The 17,611-nt window shown below is 60.8% G+C and carries 14 protein-coding genes and 1 pseudogene; 8 read left to right on the plus strand and 7 right to left on the minus strand.

The window, feature by feature from the left end; genetic code table 11:
- The first annotated feature begins 12 nt into the window (after positions 1-12).
- The 4 genes from QMX98_RS01925 to QMX98_RS01940 are packed head-to-tail and all read left to right on the plus strand — an operon-like array spanning position 13 to position 7,098.
- Positions 13-1,086 carry a YCF48-related protein gene (locus tag QMX98_RS01925; protein WP_282410154.1) on the plus strand — a complete coding sequence of 358 codons (1,074 nt, stop codon included), beginning with the start codon at positions 13-15 and terminating at the stop codon, positions 1,084-1,086.
- A 31-nt stretch (positions 1,087-1,117) separates the two neighbouring features.
- Complete coding sequence (locus tag QMX98_RS01930) at positions 1,118-3,637, plus strand: MMPL family transporter (protein WP_282410155.1); 2,520 nt, start codon at positions 1,118-1,120, stop codon at positions 3,635-3,637.
- A gap of 7 nt (positions 3,638-3,644) precedes the next feature.
- Positions 3,645-5,423, plus strand: a complete 1,779-nt coding sequence (locus QMX98_RS01935) for an acyl-CoA dehydrogenase C-terminal domain-containing protein (protein ID WP_083376326.1) — start codon at positions 3,645-3,647, stop codon at positions 5,421-5,423.
- Positions 5,424-5,454: 31 nt separating this feature from the next.
- On the plus strand, positions 5,455-7,098 hold the full coding sequence (locus QMX98_RS01940) for a fatty acid--CoA ligase (protein WP_282410156.1): 1,644 nt from the start codon (positions 5,455-5,457) through the stop codon (positions 7,096-7,098).
- A gap of 276 nt (positions 7,099-7,374) precedes the next feature.
- Here QMX98_RS01940 and QMX98_RS01945 read toward each other — a convergent pair whose 3' ends face one another.
- From QMX98_RS01945 to QMX98_RS01955, 3 genes are all read right to left on the minus strand, one after another.
- Positions 7,375-7,650: a hypothetical protein gene (locus QMX98_RS01945; RefSeq protein ID WP_010455793.1), complete on the minus strand. Its 276-nt coding sequence runs from the start codon at positions 7,648-7,650 to the stop codon at positions 7,375-7,377.
- An 88-nt stretch (positions 7,651-7,738) separates the two neighbouring features.
- The gene (locus QMX98_RS01950) at positions 7,739-8,446 is read right to left on the minus strand and encodes a metallophosphoesterase (RefSeq protein ID WP_010455791.1); all 708 of its coding nucleotides are present in this window, start codon (positions 8,444-8,446) and stop codon (positions 7,739-7,741) included.
- Positions 8,447-8,588: 142 nt separating this feature from the next.
- Positions 8,589-8,789, minus strand: coding sequence for a hypothetical protein (locus QMX98_RS01955; protein WP_077748130.1), 201 nt, complete (start codon positions 8,787-8,789; stop codon positions 8,589-8,591).
- Positions 8,790-9,389: 600 nt separating this feature from the next.
- Here QMX98_RS01955 and QMX98_RS01960 point away from each other — a divergent pair.
- Positions 9,390-10,616: an RtcB family protein gene (locus QMX98_RS01960; RefSeq protein WP_282410157.1), complete on the plus strand. Its 1,227-nt coding sequence runs from the start codon at positions 9,390-9,392 to the stop codon at positions 10,614-10,616.
- Between the two features lie 86 nt (positions 10,617-10,702).
- Here the strand turns inward: QMX98_RS01960 and QMX98_RS01965 are convergent.
- The 3 genes and pseudogenes from QMX98_RS01965 to QMX98_RS01975 form a co-directional block, all read right to left on the minus strand.
- A pseudogene (locus QMX98_RS01965) lies at positions 10,703-10,954 on the minus strand (VOC family protein); the annotation flags it as partial.
- Between the two features lie 143 nt (positions 10,955-11,097).
- Positions 11,098-11,703, minus strand: a complete 606-nt coding sequence (locus QMX98_RS01970) for a TetR/AcrR family transcriptional regulator (RefSeq protein ID WP_083376329.1) — start codon at positions 11,701-11,703, stop codon at positions 11,098-11,100.
- The gene (locus QMX98_RS01975) at positions 11,690-12,541 is read right to left on the minus strand and encodes a 3-hydroxybutyryl-CoA dehydrogenase (protein ID WP_010455783.1); all 852 of its coding nucleotides are present in this window, start codon (positions 12,539-12,541) and stop codon (positions 11,690-11,692) included. Before QMX98_RS01975 ends, QMX98_RS01970 begins: the two co-directional genes overlap by 14 nt.
- Positions 12,542-12,706: 165 nt before the next feature.
- Between QMX98_RS01975 and QMX98_RS01980 the strand changes: the two genes are divergently transcribed.
- The 3 genes from QMX98_RS01980 to QMX98_RS01990 all read left to right on the plus strand — a co-directional run bounded on the left by QMX98_RS01980 (position 12,707) and on the right by QMX98_RS01990 (position 16,484).
- A complete protein-coding gene (locus tag QMX98_RS01980) occupies positions 12,707-13,720 on the plus strand; it encodes an AraC family transcriptional regulator (protein ID WP_102595832.1) in 1,014 nt (337 codons plus the stop codon).
- Between the two features lie 401 nt (positions 13,721-14,121).
- Positions 14,122-14,481, plus strand: a complete 360-nt coding sequence (locus QMX98_RS01985) for a DUF6124 family protein (protein WP_282410158.1) — start codon at positions 14,122-14,124, stop codon at positions 14,479-14,481.
- Positions 14,482-14,669: 188 nt separating this feature from the next.
- The gene (locus QMX98_RS01990; protein ID WP_282410159.1) at positions 14,670-16,484 is read left to right on the plus strand and encodes an ABC transporter ATP-binding protein; all 1,815 of its coding nucleotides are present in this window, start codon (positions 14,670-14,672) and stop codon (positions 16,482-16,484) included.
- On the opposite strand, the gene QMX98_RS01995 is transcribed toward QMX98_RS01990, so the two are convergent.
- A complete protein-coding gene (locus QMX98_RS01995) occupies positions 16,456-17,409 on the minus strand; it encodes an alpha/beta hydrolase (protein ID WP_145306294.1) in 954 nt (317 codons plus the stop codon). The two genes, QMX98_RS01990 and QMX98_RS01995, sit on opposite strands and share 29 nt — an antisense overlap.
- Positions 17,410-17,611: the final 202 nt, after the last annotated feature.

A 17,611-nucleotide genomic window follows, 5' to 3' on the forward strand; every position in this document is an offset into this window, starting at 1 on the left:
AGAGGACGCGGTATGTGTTCGTACAAAAGTTACCTGCAGCTGGCGCTCGGCGCTCTGCTTGCAATGTTGCAGGGCCTGAGCCAGGCGTCCGCTTATGTCGACGTGCTGGATCTGCCGGCCAGGGTCAGCGCCTTGGCCGTCAACAGCCCGTTATCCGACATGGCCCGCGCGGGCGACCGCTTGGTCGCCGTCGGCCAGCGTGGCCATATTCTGTTTTCCGATGATGCCGGCCAGCACTGGCAGCAGGCCGCTGTGCCGGTCAGTGCCGACCTCAATGCCGTGAGTTTTCCTTCCGCCACTCAGGGCTGGGCGGTGGGCGGCGACGGCGTGGTGTTGCACAGCAATGACGCGGGTGCAACCTGGAGCAAGCAACTCGACGGGCGCGAGATCGGTGCCTTGCTGGTCAAGCATTACCAGGCGTTGGCCCGTGCCGAACCTGGCAATGAACAATGGCCGCTGCGGGTCGCCGAAGGTCAGCGGCTGGAGGCGCAGGGTGCCGACAAACCCTTGCTCGATGTCTGGTTCGCCAACGACCGCCTCGGCTATGTGGTCGGGGTGTTCAACCTGATCCTGCGCACCGAGGATGGCGGTCAGAGCTGGACGCCGTTTCAGGATCGCACCGACAACCCGCAGGGCTTTCACCTCAACGCCATCGCCTCTACCGGCGATGCGCTGTACATCGCCGGCGAGCAGGGCCTGTTGCTGAAGTGGGATGACGCCCAGCAGCGATTCGCCGCCCTGCAAACACCTTATCAGGGCAGCTTTTTCGGCGTCGTCGGCAAACCCGGCGAAGTGCTCGTCTACGGCTTGCGCGGCAATGTGCTGCGCAGCACCGATGCAGGCCTCAGTTGGACCTCGCTGGACACTGGCCTGCACGTCAGCATCACCGCCGGCCTCGTCGATGCCCATGGTGATTACCGCTTGTTTACCCAGGGCGGGCAGATGCTGGCGAGCCAGGGCACCGGTGCGCAACAGCGCTGGGTGCAGCAAGCCCAGCCGGTGCCAGTGACGGGCGTCACGCGCGCCATCACCGATGCGCTGGTGGTGGTCGGCAGCCGTGGTGCGCGGACGCTGTCCGTTGAATAAGTCCTCGAACCCTTAAAGCGAGAACCCAGACATGGGCAATATCAAACAAGACGCCATGCCGGTGATCCGCGATCTGCATGATTTCGACCGCGATTCCGGCAATCGGCTGGAGCGGCTGGTGTTCAACTACCGTCCGCTGTTCATGCTGTTGATGGCGCTGGCCACTCTGGTCTTCGGTTACATGGCCGCGACTCGGCTGGAGCTGCGTCCAAGTTTCGAGAAAATGATTCCGCAGAGCCAACCCTACATCCAGAACTTCCTGGAAAACCGCCAGTCACTGCGAGGTTTGGGCAACTCGGTGCGGGTGGTGGTGGAGACCACTCAGGGCGATGTCTTCGACCCTGCTTACCTGGACGTGCTCAAACAGGTCAACGATCAATTGTTTCTCACCGAAGGCGTCGACCGCGCCTGGATGAAGTCGTTGTGGAGTCCGGCGGTGCGCTGGACCGAAGTGACGGAGGAAGGTTTCCAGGGTGGTCCGGTGATGCCCGATACCTACCAGGGCAAGCCTGAAGAAATAGAACAACTGCGCCAGAACATTTCCCGCGCCGGTATCGTCGGCAGTCTGGTGGCCAGCGACTACAAATCGAGCATGCTGATCGTGCCGTTGCTGGACAAGGCCACGGCCAGCGGTCAGCGCATCGACTACCACGCCTTTTCGCAGATGCTTGAGGAGCAGTTGCGCGACAAGATCGAGTTTGCCGGCGACAGCGCTGCACGCAAGGCCGGGGAGGAGGGCAAGGGCCCGTACAAAGTCCGGGTGATCGGTTTCGCCAAACTGATGGGCGACCTGATCGACGGACTGATTCAAGTGATGATGTTCTTCGGCCTGGCCGTGGTCACTTCGCTGGTCATCATTTACGCCTATACACGATGCGTGCGCAGCACCCTGCTGGTGGTCGGCTGCTCGTTGATCGCTGTGGTCTGGCAACTCGGCATCGTCGCCTGGCTCGGCTATGCCATCGACCCGTATTCGGTGCTGGTGCCTTTTCTGATCTTCGCCATCGGTGTGTCCCATGCGGCGCAGAAGATGAACGGGATCATGCAAGACATCGCCCGTGGCACCCACAAACTGATCGCCGCACGCTACACCTTCCGCCGTCTGTTTATTGCCGGCGTCACGGCGCTGCTGGCCGACGCCGTCGGATTCGCGGTGCTGATGCTGATCGATATTCCGGTGATCCGGGACCTGGCGATCACCGCCAGTATCGGTGTGGCGGTGCTGATTTTCACCTCGCTATTGTTGATGCCGGTGGCGCTGTCTTATGTCGGCGTCGGCGCCAAGGCGGCCGAGCGTGCGCTGAACATCGACACGCGCGCAGAAGGGCACAAAGGCTTCGGCAAACTGTGGGACGTGCTCGACCGCTTCACCACGCGCAAATGGGCCACGGGGGCGGTATTGGTCGCGGTGCTGATGGGCATCGGCGGCTTCATGGTCAGCCTGCAACTGAAAATCGGCGATCTGCAAAGTGGCGCACCGGAGTTGCGTGCCGACTCGCGCTACAACCGTGACAACGCCTACATCACCCGCCACTACGCGCTGTCCAGCGACCTGTTCGCAGTGATGATCAAGACCGCACCGGAAGGCTGTCTGAACTACAAGACGTTGATTCTCGCCGACCGACTGGCCTGGGAGCTGCAGCAGTATCCGGGCGTGCAGGCGACGGCTTCGCTGGTGAACGCGGTGCGCCAAATCACCGCTGGCACCTATGAAGGCAACCCCAAGCTCAACAGCATCCAGCGCAATCAGGACGTGCTCAATTACGCTGCGCAGCAAGCCTCGGTCAACTCGCCGGAGTTGTTCAACACCGATTGTTCGCTGATGCCGGTGATCACCTTCCTCAAGGACCACAAGGCCGAGACGCTCGATGCCGTGGTCGGCATCGCGGAAAAATTCGCCCGGGAGAACAACAGCGAAGATCGACAGTTCCTGTTGGCGGCCGGGTCGGCCGGGATTGAGGCGGCCACCAACATTGTGGTGCGCGAGGCCAATCGCACCATGCTGTTGTACGTCTATGCGGCGGTGACGCTGTTCTGTCTGATCACCTTCCGCAGTTGGCGTGCGACCCTGGTTGCCCTGTTGCCACTGGTGCTGACGTCGATCCTCTGCGAGGCGTTGATGGTGGCCATGGGCATTGGCGTGAAGGTCGCGACCCTGCCGGTGATCGCATTGGGCGTGGGAATCGGCGTGGACTACGCGTTGTATCTGCTCAGCGTGCAACTGCATTACCAGCGCCAGGGCCTGCCGCTGTCTCAGGCTTACCGCAACGCCGTGTCGTTTACCGGACGGGTCGTGGGCCTGGTGGGCATCACCCTGGCGGCTGGCGTGGTGTGCTGGGTCTGGTCGCCGATCAAGTTCCAGGCTGACATGGGCATCCTGCTGACCTTCATGTTCCTGTGGAACATGCTGGGCGCGTTGGTGCTGATTCCTGCCCTGTCTTATTTCCTCCTTCGCGAACGAGCGCTGGAACCCGGGCCTGTTACGCAGGCCGACAACCCCCCGATCTCTCAACGTCCCGGCATGCCACATGCCCTGACCACTTCCGAGTAAGCCAACGATGTCTGATTACAAAGCTCCTTTGCGCGACATGCGCTTCGTACTCAACGAGGTCTTCCAGGTGTCCCGGTTGTGGGCCAAATTGCCTGGCCTTGGCGAGGTGATCGATGAAGAAACGGCCGCTGCGATCCTTGAAGAGGCTGGCAAAATCAGTGGTGAGGTTATCGCACCGCTGAACCGCAGCAGCGACGAGCAGGGCTGCACCTGGAGCAACGGCACGGTCACGGCGCCGGACGGTTTTGTCGCGGCGTACCAGGCATTCGCCGACGGCGGTTGGGTGGGTGTTGGTGGTGATCCGCAGTTCGGTGGCATGGGCATGCCCAAGGCCATTTCGGCTCAGGTCGAGGAGATGGTCAACTCGGCCAGTCTGTCGTTCGGCCTGTACCCGATGCTGACCGCCGGTGCGTGCCTGTCGATCAATGCCCACGCCAGTCGGGAGCTCAAGGAACGCTATCTGCCGAACATGTACGCCGGCACCTGGACCGGTTCCATGTGCCTGACCGAGGCGCATGCCGGCACGGACCTGGGCCTGATTCGCACCCGTGCCGAACCTCAGGCCGACGGCAGTTTCAAGATCAGCGGCAGCAAGATCTTCATCACCGGCGGCGAGCACGACCTGACCGAAAACATCATTCATCTGGTACTGGCCCGGTTACCGGATGCACCCGCCGGTCCCAAGGGAATTTCGCTGTTTCTGGTGCCCAAGGTGCTGGTCAATACCGACGGCTCGCTGGGCGAACGCAACGCGCTGTCCTGCGGTTCCATCGAGCACAAGATGGGCATCAAGGCCTCGGCCACGTGCGTGATGAACTTTGACGGGGCGACCGGCTGGATCATCGATGCGCCGAACAAGGGCCTGGCGGCAATGTTCACCATGATGAACTACGAACGTCTGGGCGTGGGTATCCAGGGGCTGGCGTTGGGTGAGCGTTCGTACCAGAACGCCGTCGAATACGCCCGTGACCGTCTGCAAAGCCGTTCGCCGACGGGCGCGCAGAACAAGGACAAAGCGGCCGATCCGATCATCGTTCACCCGGATGTACGCCGCATGCTGTTGACCATGAAGGCCTTGAACGAAGGCGGGCGGGCGTTCTCCAGCTACGTGGCGCTGCAACTCGATATCGCCAAGTACAGTGATGACGCAGCGATCCGCAGTCGCGCCCAGGAACGGGTGTCGCTGCTGACCCCGGTGGCCAAGGCATTCCTCACCGACATGGGCCTGGAAACCACCCTCCACGGTCAGCAGATCCTCGGCGGCCACGGCTATATTCGCGAGTGGGGCCAGGAGCAATTGGTGCGCGATGTGCGCATCACCCAGATCTACGAAGGCACCAACGGTATCCAGTCCCTGGACCTGGTCGGGCGCAAAATCGTCGGCAGCGACGGGGCGCTCTACCGGCTGTTCGCTTCGGAAATCCGCAACTTTACCGCCAACGCCTGCGCTGACCTCGCCGAGTTCACCCAACCGTTGAACGCCGCCCTCGACACCCTCGACGAACTGACCGCATGGCTGTTGGACCGAGCCCAGAGCAACCCGAATGAAATCGGTGCGGCGTCGGTCGAGTACCTGCATGTATTCGGCTACACCGCGTACGCCTACATGTGGGCGCGAATGGCCAAGGCTGCCATGAGCACGCACTCCAAAGACGATTTCTACGCCAGCAAACTGGCCACCGCACGCTTCTACTTCGCCCGCCTGCTGCCACGTATCCACTCGTTGAGCGCGTCGGCCAAGGCTGGCAGCGAATGCCTCTATCAATTGGATGCAGAGCAGTTCTGAGCCCACGTAAAAAGGACCGGGAACCACAACCATGATGGCGACAAAATTAATTCCGCCCGCCGACGGCGCCTATGCCTATCCCTTGCTGATCAAGCAATTGCTGCTGTCCGGCGTGCGCTACGAACCGGGCCGGGAAATCGTGTATGCCGACAAACTGCGCTACAGCTACCAGACCCTCAACCAGCGGATCCGCCGACTGGCCAACGCCTTGACCGCTGCCGGCGTCAAGGCCGGGGATACGGTGGCCCTGCTCGACTGGGACAGTCATCGCTACCTGGAGTGCTTCTTTGCCATACCGATGATCGGCGCGGTGCTGCACACCGTGAACATCCGTCTTTCGCCGGATCAGGTGCTCTTCACCATGAACCATGCCGAGGATGACCTGGTGCTGGTGCATGATGATTTCCTGCCGCTGGTAGAACAGATTCACGGGCGGCTTGAAACCGTCAAAGGTTACCTGCAGCTCACGGACGACACAGCAACCGACACGTCGCTACCGGTGCTGGGGGAATATGAAAACCTGTTGTCCGGGGCCGCAGACCAATACGACTTTCCCGATTTCGATGAACACTCGGTGGCGACCCTTTTCTACACCACGGGCACCACTGGCGATCCTAAAGGCGTGTATTTCACCCATCGCCAACTGGTCCTGCACACCTTGAATGCCGTGGGCACTTTGGGCGTCTATCAGGGGTTGCCGCTGCTGCGCTCGGATGATGTCTACATGCCGATCACGCCGATGTTTCACGTGCATGCCTGGGGTGTGCCCTATGTTGCCACCCTGATGGGAATCAAGCAGGTGTACCCCGGTCGCTACGAACCCAACAGCCTGGTCAGGCTGTATCGGGAGGAGAAAGTCACGTTCTCCCACTGTGTGCCGACCCTTCTGCAAATGATCCTGGGCTGTGAGGAAGCGGCACACACCCGTTTTGATGGCTGGAAAATGCTCCTGGGCGGCAGCGCGCTGACCTTAGGCATTGCCAGCGAAGCGAACGCCAAAGGTATGCAGGTGCACAGCGGTTACGGCATGTCGGAAACCTGTCCATTGCTGTGCCTGACGTACCTGCGTGACGAAGACCTCGAACAATCCCCGCTAGCCCAACTGACTGCTCGTATCAAGACGGGCACGCCGGTGCCGATGGTCGACCTGAAAATCATCGACGCCAGTGGCAAAGACGTTGCCCATGACGGCGAGTCGCTGGGAGAGATCGTGGTGCGCGCGCCGTGGCTGACCCAGGGCTATTTGAAGGAACCGGAAAAGGGTGCAGAACTTTGGCGCGATGGCTGGCTGCACACCGGCGACATGGCTTCCATCGACGGGTTGGGCGGTGTGGAAATCAAGGATCGAATCAAGGACGTGATCAAGACAGGCGGGGAGTGGATCAGCTCCCTGGAACTGGAGAGCCTGATCAGCGAGCACGCCGCCGTGATGTCGGTCGCGGTCGTGGGCATCGCCGATGAGCAATGGGGCGAACGGCCCATGGCGCTGGTGGTGTCCGAACCGGGGCAGTACCTCGACCGCAAGATCCTGGAGACGCACCTGCAAGGGTTTGTCGAGCGCGGCCGCATCAACAAATGGGCGATCCCCAAGCAGTTCAAGTTCGTCGCCGAAATCCCCAAAACCAGCGTCGGGAAGATTGATAAGAAACTCATCCGGAAAAGCGTATCGAGTTGAAAGGCGTGGCGGGTGCAACAGGTCAGCGCCTTGATTTCAGGGTTATTCGTCCTGTCACCAGGCCTGTGTTTTTGGGATATAAGCACCCTGACCAGGCGGCCCGCGCCTTGCCTGGAACTGGAGGCTGACTAACGTCGATCCGACGCGCCGTACGCAAAAAAGCCCGCCACAAAAAGTGACGGGTTTTCGGCCAATCACCGTCAGTGCCGGGATGAGTTCGCGCCGTGGGGGATGCCCTTTATCGTACTCACGCCCGTGCACCACTCGCCTGCAGGCTTACTGTTGCGGCTTCGACTTGGCTCCTTCATTCCCTGAACCACTCGAACCAGCGGCGTCTTTTTCTATCTCATGCGATTCCGCGCCGGAATTGGAACCCGATGCTTCCTCGCCCTTTTTGTCAGCCTTTTCTGCATTCGACTCGCCTTGGTTGAGCCCGGGAAGTGCGCTGGGTGGGAGGGTGGCGTCTTCGGTGGTTTTCTCGGTTGCGAGCGAGTAGAGCGGACAGATCGAGACAAGTCCGGCGAGCATGAGAGGAGCAATTTTGCTGTTCATCGTTTGCACCTGCTGTGCGAGTGGATGTACCCATTGGAAAAGCATGGAAGGTGAACGTGCCGAGGTCAGGACGAGCGGTACAGGATGCTCAAGGCGCCGGCTCAAGCGTTTCGAGATTCAGCAGGGTGAAATAGCCCTCCGCCGGCCTCCACCCCGCCGTGTCGATATGAATCACATTACCAAGCCTGACGGGCACGGGAATGGGGCTATGCCCGACCACCAGCGCACGCAGGCCCGCAACGCCCTGCGTTTCCCGTTGTTCGAGGCGGCTGCGGGACCATAGGCAGCGGTTCTGGACTTGCATCAGGCGCTGGCTGCTCTTGGGCGATTGCAGTTCGTTTCGCAATTGAGCCCATGATGGAAACGGACAATCGGCGTGCACGATGCCGATCAGGCCCTGGGCGGTTTCGACTTCGATTGCGATTGGCAACTCGGCGAACGTCGCGGCGAATGTTTTCTGTTCGGGCAGCGACAGGTGCGTGAACCATAAGCCGCCGTTGAAGATCCAGCTATCGACGGCACAGGTATCGAAGTGAACCACGTAGTCATCATGGTTGCCGCACACGGCGTGGAACCACGGCTTGTCCAGCCAATCGAGCGCGGCGCGGCATTCGGGCCCGCGGTCAATCAGATCGCCAACACTGAACAGGCGATCGACCGAAGGGGTGAACCTGGCGGCATCCAGCGCAGCTTGCAGGCGAGTGAAGTGGCCATGGATGTCGCCAACCGCGAAATCCCGGCCGGCCGTGTTTGCGGCGAAGCGCTTCACCCGCGCCACCGCTGAGATTTCAAACATGACAGTGCCTCATCCTCCAATCGCAGGGCGAGTTCGTTGTCAGTTGAGTTTAGGCGCGTCGGCGCCAATCGTGGGCAAGGGCATGGGTTGATTAAAAGAAAAACCCGGCCATTGCGCCGGGTTCTTTCGTCAGGGGACGGCGTTAGTAGCCAGCCGCCTGGGCGAGGTGGTTTTCCGGCGTCACGGTGATGAAGTGCAGTGGAACGTGGGGTTGTTCATCGCTGGTGCGGATTTCGACGCTGCCGACGATTTGAAGATGTCGCTCACTCAGTCCGGTCGACTCTTGCGCCTTTGCCATAGCCATTCTCGCGTGGTTCGCTGCGATTTCATTGAGAGTTGACACGTTACATCTCCGGGGGGACTGACCAAGCATTGATTAGAGGGCCGCCGCGTCAGAATTACGTCGTTCCGGGGCTGCCAAGACCGGCTTGTGCAATCCCTAAGCCAGAGAGGGCCGCCTGTTGTACGCCAGGTTTTCATAGGCGACGAATGGTTGTCGTGCTGCTGGGTTGTCGGCTTCAGCGCGACGGTTTAAATGCGTGGGCAGCGAGGTGATTGCCTTCGTCAAATTCACCGAGGTCTCCATCGCCAAGCTCTGAAGAGCGCGTTCGACATTCAACATCTGCGGCCTCGGCGGATGCCGTTAAGTCCACGAGCGACGAAAATCCAGTGGGAGCGAGGCTTGCCCGCGAAGCACGCACCACGGTTTTTCAGGTATTGCGTGTCATCGTTCTTCGCGGGCAAGCCACGCTCCCACTGGTTCTGTGATCACGTTGAGGTTTTCAGGGGAATATTCGGGCGTAAGATAGAGGCGCTTCTTTCATCAGACGGTGCCCACGCACAACCTGTCGATCAAGCGGGTCAAAGCGCTCGCTGACAAGATCCTGGAAACCAGGAAATAACCAAGGAACTCAAGGGGCCGAGGCGCCACTTGTTCGAAAACATGCAAGCACCTAACTACCAACTGCTGGAAGTCGCCAACGGTAAACCGATCAAACTCTGGACCGAAGGCGTCCCGGTCGAAAACGAAGCCAGGCAGCAATTGATCAACACCGCGAAGATGCCGTTTATCTTCAAACACCTGGCGGTGATGCCTGACGTGCACCTGGGCAAAGGCTCGACGATTGGCAGTGTGATTCCGACGGTGGGTGCGATCATTCCCGCCGCTGTCGGCGTTGACATTGGCTGCGGCATGATCGCCGCGCGCACATCGCTGACCGCCGCTGACTTGCCGGATAACCTGCATGGATTGCGCTGCGCAATCGAAAAAGCCGTGCCCCATGGCCGCACAGTCGGGCGTGGCGTGCGGGACAAAGGGGCTTGGGATAGCGTTCCGAAACAGGCTGATCAGGCCTGGGCCGCGCTGAACTCGCGGTTCAAGTCGATCACCGACAAATATCCCAAACTCGCCAACACCAACAATCGCGGGCATCTGGGCACGCTGGGCAGCGGTAACCACTTCATTGAGGTGTGCCTGGATGAAACCGACCGCGTCTGGTTCATGCTGCACAGCGGTTCACGCGGGGTTGGCAACGCCATCGGCAACCTGTTCATTCAACTGGCTCAGGCCGACATGCGCCAGCACCTCGCCAACCTGCCGGACCGTGATCTGGCCTATTTCGAAGAAGGCAGCCGGCATTTTGATGATTACGTCGAAGCCGTCGGTTGGGCCCAGGATTTCGCCAGACAGAACCGGGCCTTGATGATGCACGCGGTGATTCAGGCCACACGTAAAGTGATCAGCAAGCCGTTCGAAGTCGCTCTGGAAGCGGTCAACTGCCACCACAACTATGTGCAGAAAGAACGGCACTTTGGCCAGGATATTCTGGTCACCCGCAAGGGCGCGGTGTCGGCGCAGAAGGGCGAGTTGGGGATCATCCCAGGCTCGATGGGCGCGAAAAGTTTCATCGTTCGCGGGCTCGGCAACGAGCAATCGTTCTGTTCCTGCAGCCACGGCGCCGGCCGCGTCATGAGCCGCACCAAAGCGAAAAGCCTGTTCACCGTCGAAGATCAGGTCCGCGCCACCGCCCACGTCGAGTGCCGCAAAGATGCATCCGTGATTGATGAAATCCCCATGGCCTACAAAAACATCGACCACGTCATGCACGCCCAGCGCGAACTGGTGGAAGTGCTGCACACCTTGCGTCAGGTGGTGTGCGTGAAGGGGTAGGCGCTACTGCGCCAGCCCAACCTTTCCTGATCGGGCTGTTGGATGTCTGGAACTCGTCACTGATCCTTTTCGCAATTCACCATCCACAGCGAGACCGAGCAACCGCTCATGTCATCCGTGGGGCGATCCGGTGTGGTGTCCGAACCCATGATCGCCTGATCACCCACGGCCAGACGGGTATGAATGATCAGGTTGTGCAAGTCGGCGGGGAAGTGTTCGCGCGCCGGGCTTTCGCCGAAGGTCATCATCATTTCGATCTGGCCTGGCAGGGCTTGCTCATAGAAGGTGAAAGCGGCTTTGCAGTCGCCGTTGAAGATGAGGTAGGGATTGATTTTCATGTTTTGCTCCCGGTAACCGTGGGTCTGGAGACCCACATTGGCCTTTGAATGGACTCCAAGTAGCAAAGCGTTAGACGTGGAATCGTGCCGGGTTTGTTTAGACGTTTTTTCTATGGAAGAAGCGAGGCTTATTGCTTGAACACTCAGGCCGCCGCACGCGTGGCGGGTGATGGGCGCAGCAGGCGCTCGACGGCGCCGATCACCAGGCTTTCCAGCAACTCATCGCGCTGCGCTTCCTCCAGCGGGTGATTTGCCAGCCAGCCGGGGGCGCTGTTGAGCAAGTTGGCGATGGCGTGTCCGGCGGCGATCAAACCCTGTTCGCCGAGGCGGGACGGGGCGCCGAGCATCTTCAATAGCGTGCGCTCGTATTGCTCGCGCAACTGTCGAACACGCGCTTGTTGCTCGGCGTTCAGGCAGCCGCTGTCGCGCTCCGCCAGGCGAAAATGCCAGGGCATTTCCCGGTGCAGATTCAAATGCGCGCGGATCAGGTTGGGCAGTTTGTCGCGTTTTGCCGAGCCTTTTTGGTCGATGCGCCCCAGGGTCGACAGCAGTTCTTCGTAGAACTCCTCGATCAGGTCGAGCAGCAAGTGCTGCTTGCTCGGGTAATGGTGATACAACGAGCCCGGGGACAGCCCCAGGCACGTTGCCAGCTCACGCATGCCGACCTGCCCGAAACCCTTGCTGGCGAACAACTCCAGCACGATGTCCCGGTACTCGGCGAAGCGCGAGCAACGCTCAGGCATAGGCATGGAAGCCACGTCCTGTCTTGCGTCCCAGGTAGCCGGCGGCGACCATTTCCTTGAGCAGCGGAGCGGGGCGGTATTTGCTGTCGTTGAAACCGTCGTAGAACGCTTCGAGAATGGCCAGCACGGTGTCCAGACCGATCAGGTCGGCCAACGCCAGCGGGCCAATCGGCTGATTGCAGCCCAGGCGCATGCCGGCGTCGATGTCGTCCGCGCTGGCCAGGCCTTCCTGGAACACCAGAATTGCTTCGTTGATCATCGGCACCAGAATCCGGTTGACCACGAAGCCCGGACGGTTGCCGGCGGTGATCGCGGTTTTGCCGAGGGTGGTGGCCATATCCAACGCCAGGGCGTGGGTCGCGTCGCTGGTTTGCAGGCCACGAATCACTTCGATCAGGCCCATCACCGGCACCGGGTTGAAGAAGTGCAGGCCGATGAAACGCTCAGGCTGGCTGACGCTGGCGGCCAGTTGAGTAATCGACAGCGACGAGGTGTTGGAGGCAATCACGCACTCGGCGCTGACCTGCGCGGCGATCTGTTGCAGCACGCGCAGTTTCAGGTCGAGGTTTTCGGTGGCGGCTTCGATCACCAGCTGCACGTTGTGCAGGCTGCTGTAATCGGTGCTGGTGCGGATCCTGGCGAGGGCGTCGAGCTTTTGCGCTTCGGTCAGGGTTTCCTTGGCAATCTGCCGGTCGAGGTTTTTGCCAACGGTGGCCAGGGCTTTTTGCAGCGCGCTCTCGGAGATGTCGATCAAGGTCACGTTGAAGCCGGCCACTGCGCAGACTTGCGCAATGCCGTTGCCCATGGTACCCGCGCCGATCACGCCGATGTTTTGCAGATTCATGTTCCGTCCTTCCGATCAAACCCTGCGATACCTTGGCCGACGTAACGGCCGAAGGCGTACTATTGGCCGCGAGTCTAGAACCGGCAGGGCGGTTGTCCTATGCCGCAACTGTTCAACGGTGCTGGTGTTTTTTGCCAGTCGGGCGATGGGGAGAGAAGCGTTCAAATGCGGGAAAAGGACTCAGTGGCGGCCTACTTCGTGCAGGCGATGATCCATGGGCAGGGGGACAATCCGCAGCGTTCGCGAGCTGCGCTGGAAGAGGCGGGCATCGACCCGGCATTGATCGAGCAGCCGACCGCCCGTGTGCCGGCGAGCGCGTTTGCTGCGCTATGGCTGATTCAGATCCGCGAATTGAACGATGAGTTCTTCCGACTCGACTCCCACGGCATGCCCCCCGGCAGCTTCGCGCTGATCTGCCGCGCCTTGATCCAGGAACCCGACCTGCACAAAGCCATGCGCCAGTGCCTGGCCAACTTCGCGCTGTTCCTGCGCGACTTTCGCGGCACCCTGACGGTGCGCGGCAAACGCGCGATCATCAGCCTGGACAGCCACGCGCAAAACGAAGACGCCAGCCGTTTCGGTGAAGAGACGTTCCTGGTGTTGATGATCAGCCTGCTGTGCTGGCTGGGCGGGCGGCGCATCCCGATCGACCGCGCCGATTTTCGCCACGAGCGCGTCTCCCTCAGCGACGACCGACTGCTCTGGGGCCCCAACCTGACCTTCGGCGCCGAACGCACCGAAATCGAATTCGCCAGCCACTACCTGCGCCTGCCGGTGGTCCAGGACCTGGCTTCACTGAAAGTGTTCCTGCGCACGGCACCGCAATGGCTGGTGATCCGCTTCCGCAACCAGCATGGCCTGGCATCACAAGTCCATCAGCGCCTGCGCAACAGCCATTACAGCCAATGGCCGACCTTACAGGCGTTCGCCCTCGAACAACACCTGAGCCCCAGCACCTTCCGCCGCAAGCTGGAGCGGGAAGGCTGTTCGTATCAGGAGATCAAGGATGAAGTGCGGCGTGGGGTGGCGTTTGAGCAGTTGCGTGAGAGTCGGGCGAGTATCAGTGACATTGCTGAGCAGCTGGGGTTTCAGGAGCCGAGTGCGTTTCATCGGGCGTTCAAGAAGTGGACGGGGGAGAGTCCTGGGCGGTATCGGGCGCGGTTTCAGGATTCCCAGTGAGCGTTTTGAGCGGGCATTTTGTGAGCCACCTGACTCGGTTGTTTAACCATGAAACGGGGCTTGTTTAAAACCCGTCAAGGTTACGTCCTGAAAGCTACAAAACCTTGCGCCGTTGCCTACGGCTGCGCCAGAATCCGCCGGCTTGTGCGGTTTGACCCCGGACTCAATCGTTTCCCTGCCACTGCTCATCAGTGGTCGGGTTTAGTCGCCCGTTGTAGTCAAGTCGCACGATGTCTCTATCAGTCGGGTATCTCATCCTGCTCCTGATGGTGGCTGTGCGCAGGGCGCCTTCGGGCGCGCCGATTTCTTGGCTCATCGGTCGACTAACCTGTGCACAGCTGCCTCCATTTCGTTTAGTCGCGAACGGGTTGCAGCCTCACTCTTAGATGAGGTTAGAGCCAATGTTCAAGGTAACACCCAACCCACCGGACACCGATCCGGTCTCTCCCTACGAACCTGATTCAAAGAAGCTCAACGAGGCCGCCGAGCGGGCACTCGACTTTCACTTTCCGTCGAATGCCGACATCAAAGCCACCCCGCGAACCCGCAGCACCTTGTTTTCCGTGGATCCCGAGGCTACGGCCGAAACCCTGGCGGTGTATCTGGTCGAGACGCTGGCCTCGGTCGATGTGATGGTTCACCAGTTGGTGGATCATCTGGAGGGTGAGTCGCGTTATGCGCTGTTGGGTATTTCCAACAGCATCATGATGGCGGAGATCACGGCGAACCGGGTGTTGGATAGGATTGATCTGCCCAAGTAGGTGCGGTTTGCCGGGGTGAGCGGTAACTGATGTTGGGGTGTGCAGCGGTGCCTTTTTTGGGGCCGCTGCGCGACCCAGCGGGAGCAAGCTCCCTCGCCACAGGTGTTTCTCGCCTGTGGGATTTCTGGCTGAAGTACCATGACGTCTTTGTAGTGTTCAGCGACTTCCTTTGCCGAGTTCATCAATCCATGCCTGCGGCACTTTCTCGTTTCACCTCATTACTCGACCAGGCTCGGCGCGCCTTGCTGCTGGTCTGGGGCACTTCTCGTGGGCTGTTTCTCGGCCTCGTGCTGGCGACCCTGATCGCCGGTGTCCTTCCGGCGCTGGCCGCGTGGCTGGGCCAGCGCATCGTTGACGCAGTGGTTTTCGCCATGCAATTGCACGCGCAGCAGGGCAGTGCGCCGTTGTGGCCGGTGGTGCGTTACGTGTTGTTCGAGGCGGGCGTGCTGGCGTTGTTGTCCGGGACGCAGCGGGCGTTGTCGGTTCAGCAGTCGTTGTTGCGGGTGCAGTTGGGGCAGAAGGTCAACACGATGATTCTGGAGAAGGCCCAGACGTTGTCGCTGGTGCAGTTCGAGAATTCCGAGTTTTACGACAAGTTGGTGCGGGTGCGGCGCGAGGCGTCGACCCGGCCTTTGGCGTTGGTGATGAAGTCGCTGGGGCTGGTCCAGAACCTGATCGTGTTGATCAGCTTCGGCGTGTTGCTGGTGCATTTTTCGCCTTGGGCACTGGTGTTGCTGGTGGTGGGTGCGTTGCCGGTGTTTTTCGCCGAGGCGCATTTTTCCGGGGATGCGTTCCGGCTGTTCACGCGGCGGGCGCCGGAGAGTCGGCAGCAGAACTACATCGAAACGCTGCTCTCCCACGAGGGCTACATCAAAGAGGTCAAGCTGTTCGGCTTCGCGCCGCTGCTATTGAAGCGCTATCGCGAGACGTTTGCTCGCCTGTATGCCGAAGACCGGCGGCTGACCTTGCGCCGCGATGGCTGGGGATTTGTGCTGGGGTTGCTCGGCACGGGGGCGTTTTACCTCGCCTATGCGTGGGTGGTGGTCGATACCGTCCACGGCCAGATCAGCCTCGGGCAGATGACCATGTACCTGGTGCTGTTCAAGCAGGGGCAGACGGCGGTGAGCAGTAGTTTGAGCGCCATCAGCGGTCTCTACGAGGATGGTCTGTACCTGTCGAGCCTCTACGAATACCTCGCCGAGCCGGTGGTGGCCGATGCCGGGCATCTCACGGTGGGCGCCGTGCCTGGCGATGGTTTGCGATTCGAGAACGTTGGTTTTCGTTATCCGGGGGCGAGCCGCGCGGCCCTTGAAGGCATCGACTTGCACCTGGTGCCGGGGCACAGCCTGGCGCTGGTGGGGGAGAACGGTTCGGGCAAGACCACGCTGATCAAGTTGCTGACCCGTCTGTATCGCCCCGATCACGGGCGCATTCTGCTCGACGGCAGCGATTTGCAGGCCTGGGAAGAAGACGCGCTACGCCGGCGCATCGGCGTGATTTTTCAGGATTACATCCGCTATCAGTTTTCCGTCGGCGAGAACATCGGCGTCGGCGACACGCTGGCGTTCAACGATGAGCAACGCTGGAAAGAAGCGGCCACCGAAGGCATGGCGGCGCCGTTCATTGAGGGGCTGGATCGAGGCTACGCCACTCAACTGGGCCGCTGGTTTGCCGGTGGCCAGGAGTTGTCCGGAGGGCAGTGGCAGAAGATTGCCTTGTCTCGCGCTTACATGCGCCGTAACGCCGATATCCTGATTCTGGACGAGCCGACCTCGGCACTCGACCCGGCAGCGGAAGCGGCGGTGTTCGAGCATTTCAGCCAGCACACCGAAGGCCGCATGACGCTGCTGATCTCGCACCGGTTTTCCAGCGTGCGCAACGCCGACCACATCATCGTGCTGGATAAGGGGGCGATCCTTGAGCGCGGCGATCACGGCAGTCTGGTGGCGGCGGGCGGGCGCTATGCGCAGCTGTTCAACCTGCAAGCCCGGGGTTACCGCTAGGCCCGGCGATCTGCGGTGGTTTTGCTTTCATCAGACCTTCGAGTGCCTGGCGGTATTGGCTGCCACCCCGGCTCATGCTGTTGTTGTGCGTGCCGCCGGGGATCAACAGCAGACGCTTGGGTTCGCTGGCGGCGTTGAACAGCTGCTGGCTGAACCGCGAGGGCATGAACGGGTCGGCCAGGCCATGCACCACCAGGAGCGGCATGTCGATGTCGACGATCTTGTCGATGGAATCGAATTTCTGCGACAGCAGCCAGCGCACCGGCAACCATTTCACCGGCAGGTTGCTGTCGGCCACTTGCGCCACGGCATCGCCTAGCGAGGTGAACGTGGACTCGATCACCAGACCGCGCACCGGTATCGGGTTGCGTTGTTTTTTCGCCTGCGCCGCCAGGTCTGCCGCGAGGTCGATGGCCACTGCTCCGCCAAGTGAATGGCCATAGATCAGGCGCTTGTTGGCGTCCGGTTGCATCGTCTTGAAGCGCTCCCAGGCGACGCGGGCGTCCTCGTAGACACTGGCTTCCGACGGCAGGTCCCCCTTGCTCTGGCCGAAGCCGCGGTAGTCGATGGCCAGAACCGAATAACCCATCGCCCGCAACTGCTCGATGCGGAACGCCTGGCCCGTCAGGTTCCAGCGCACGCCATGCAAATACAGGATCGACGGCGCATCGCGGCGCGCGGCCGGCCACCACCAGGCATGCAGGTTTTGCCCGTCCTTGAAGCTGGCAGGCTTGATATCGAATTCCTGGACGTCTGTTGGTAAACCGCGATACCAGCCGGCGGTGCCCGGCTCGATGCGGAACAACAGCTCACGCTCTTTGTATTTGAGTGCGCCGCACCCGACGGGCAAGCCGACGACCAGCGTGGCCATGCACAGCCAGTGCAGCCAGCGGCGGCTTATGCGGCTCATCAGGTTTGAAAACATGCAGGCGGCCTGAGGGTGAAAAGGAAAGTTCGGGTTTTAACAGATGCGTGGGTGAGGTGGGGATAAATTCGACAGTCGTATGAACGGCACGGATCAGTCGGTGATGCTTAGGGCCCCATCGCGAGCAGGCTCACTCCTGCAGGGGAACGCATTCCAATGTGGGAGCGAGCCTGCTCGCGATGGCGTCCCTTCTGCCCACGCA

The sequence above is a fragment of the Pseudomonas sp. PS02303 genome (assembly GCF_029959925.1).
GTDB classification, from domain to species: domain Bacteria; phylum Pseudomonadota; class Gammaproteobacteria; order Pseudomonadales; family Pseudomonadaceae; genus Aquipseudomonas; species Aquipseudomonas mandelii.

Coding starts and splice junctions, on each gene's coding strand:
- QMX98_RS01935 (WP_083376326.1), top strand. CDS start 3,645: ATGTCTGATTACAAAGCTCCTTTGCGCGACATGCGCTTCGTACTCAAC.
- QMX98_RS01945 (WP_010455793.1), bottom strand. CDS start 7,650: ATGAACAGCAAAATTGCTCCTCTCATGCTCGCCGGACTTGTCTCGATC.
- QMX98_RS01990 (WP_282410159.1), top strand. CDS start 14,670: ATGCCTGCGGCACTTTCTCGTTTCACCTCATTACTCGACCAGGCTCGG.
- QMX98_RS01975 (WP_010455783.1), bottom strand. CDS start 12,541: ATGAATCTGCAAAACATCGGCGTGATCGGCGCGGGTACCATGGGCAAC.
- QMX98_RS01995 (WP_145306294.1), bottom strand. CDS start 17,409: ATGTTTTCAAACCTGATGAGCCGCATAAGCCGCCGCTGGCTGCACTGG.
- QMX98_RS01970 (WP_083376329.1), bottom strand. CDS start 11,703: ATGCCTATGCCTGAGCGTTGCTCGCGCTTCGCCGAGTACCGGGACATC.
- QMX98_RS01940 (WP_282410156.1), top strand. CDS start 5,455: ATGATGGCGACAAAATTAATTCCGCCCGCCGACGGCGCCTATGCCTAT.
- QMX98_RS01925 (WP_282410154.1), top strand. CDS start 13: ATGTGTTCGTACAAAAGTTACCTGCAGCTGGCGCTCGGCGCTCTGCTT.
- QMX98_RS01950 (WP_010455791.1), bottom strand. CDS start 8,446: ATGTTTGAAATCTCAGCGGTGGCGCGGGTGAAGCGCTTCGCCGCAAAC.
- QMX98_RS01930 (WP_282410155.1), top strand. CDS start 1,118: ATGGGCAATATCAAACAAGACGCCATGCCGGTGATCCGCGATCTGCAT.
- QMX98_RS01985 (WP_282410158.1), top strand. CDS start 14,122: ATGTTCAAGGTAACACCCAACCCACCGGACACCGATCCGGTCTCTCCC.
- QMX98_RS01980 (WP_102595832.1), top strand. CDS start 12,707: ATGCGGGAAAAGGACTCAGTGGCGGCCTACTTCGTGCAGGCGATGATC.
- QMX98_RS01960 (WP_282410157.1), top strand. CDS start 9,390: ATGCAAGCACCTAACTACCAACTGCTGGAAGTCGCCAACGGTAAACCG.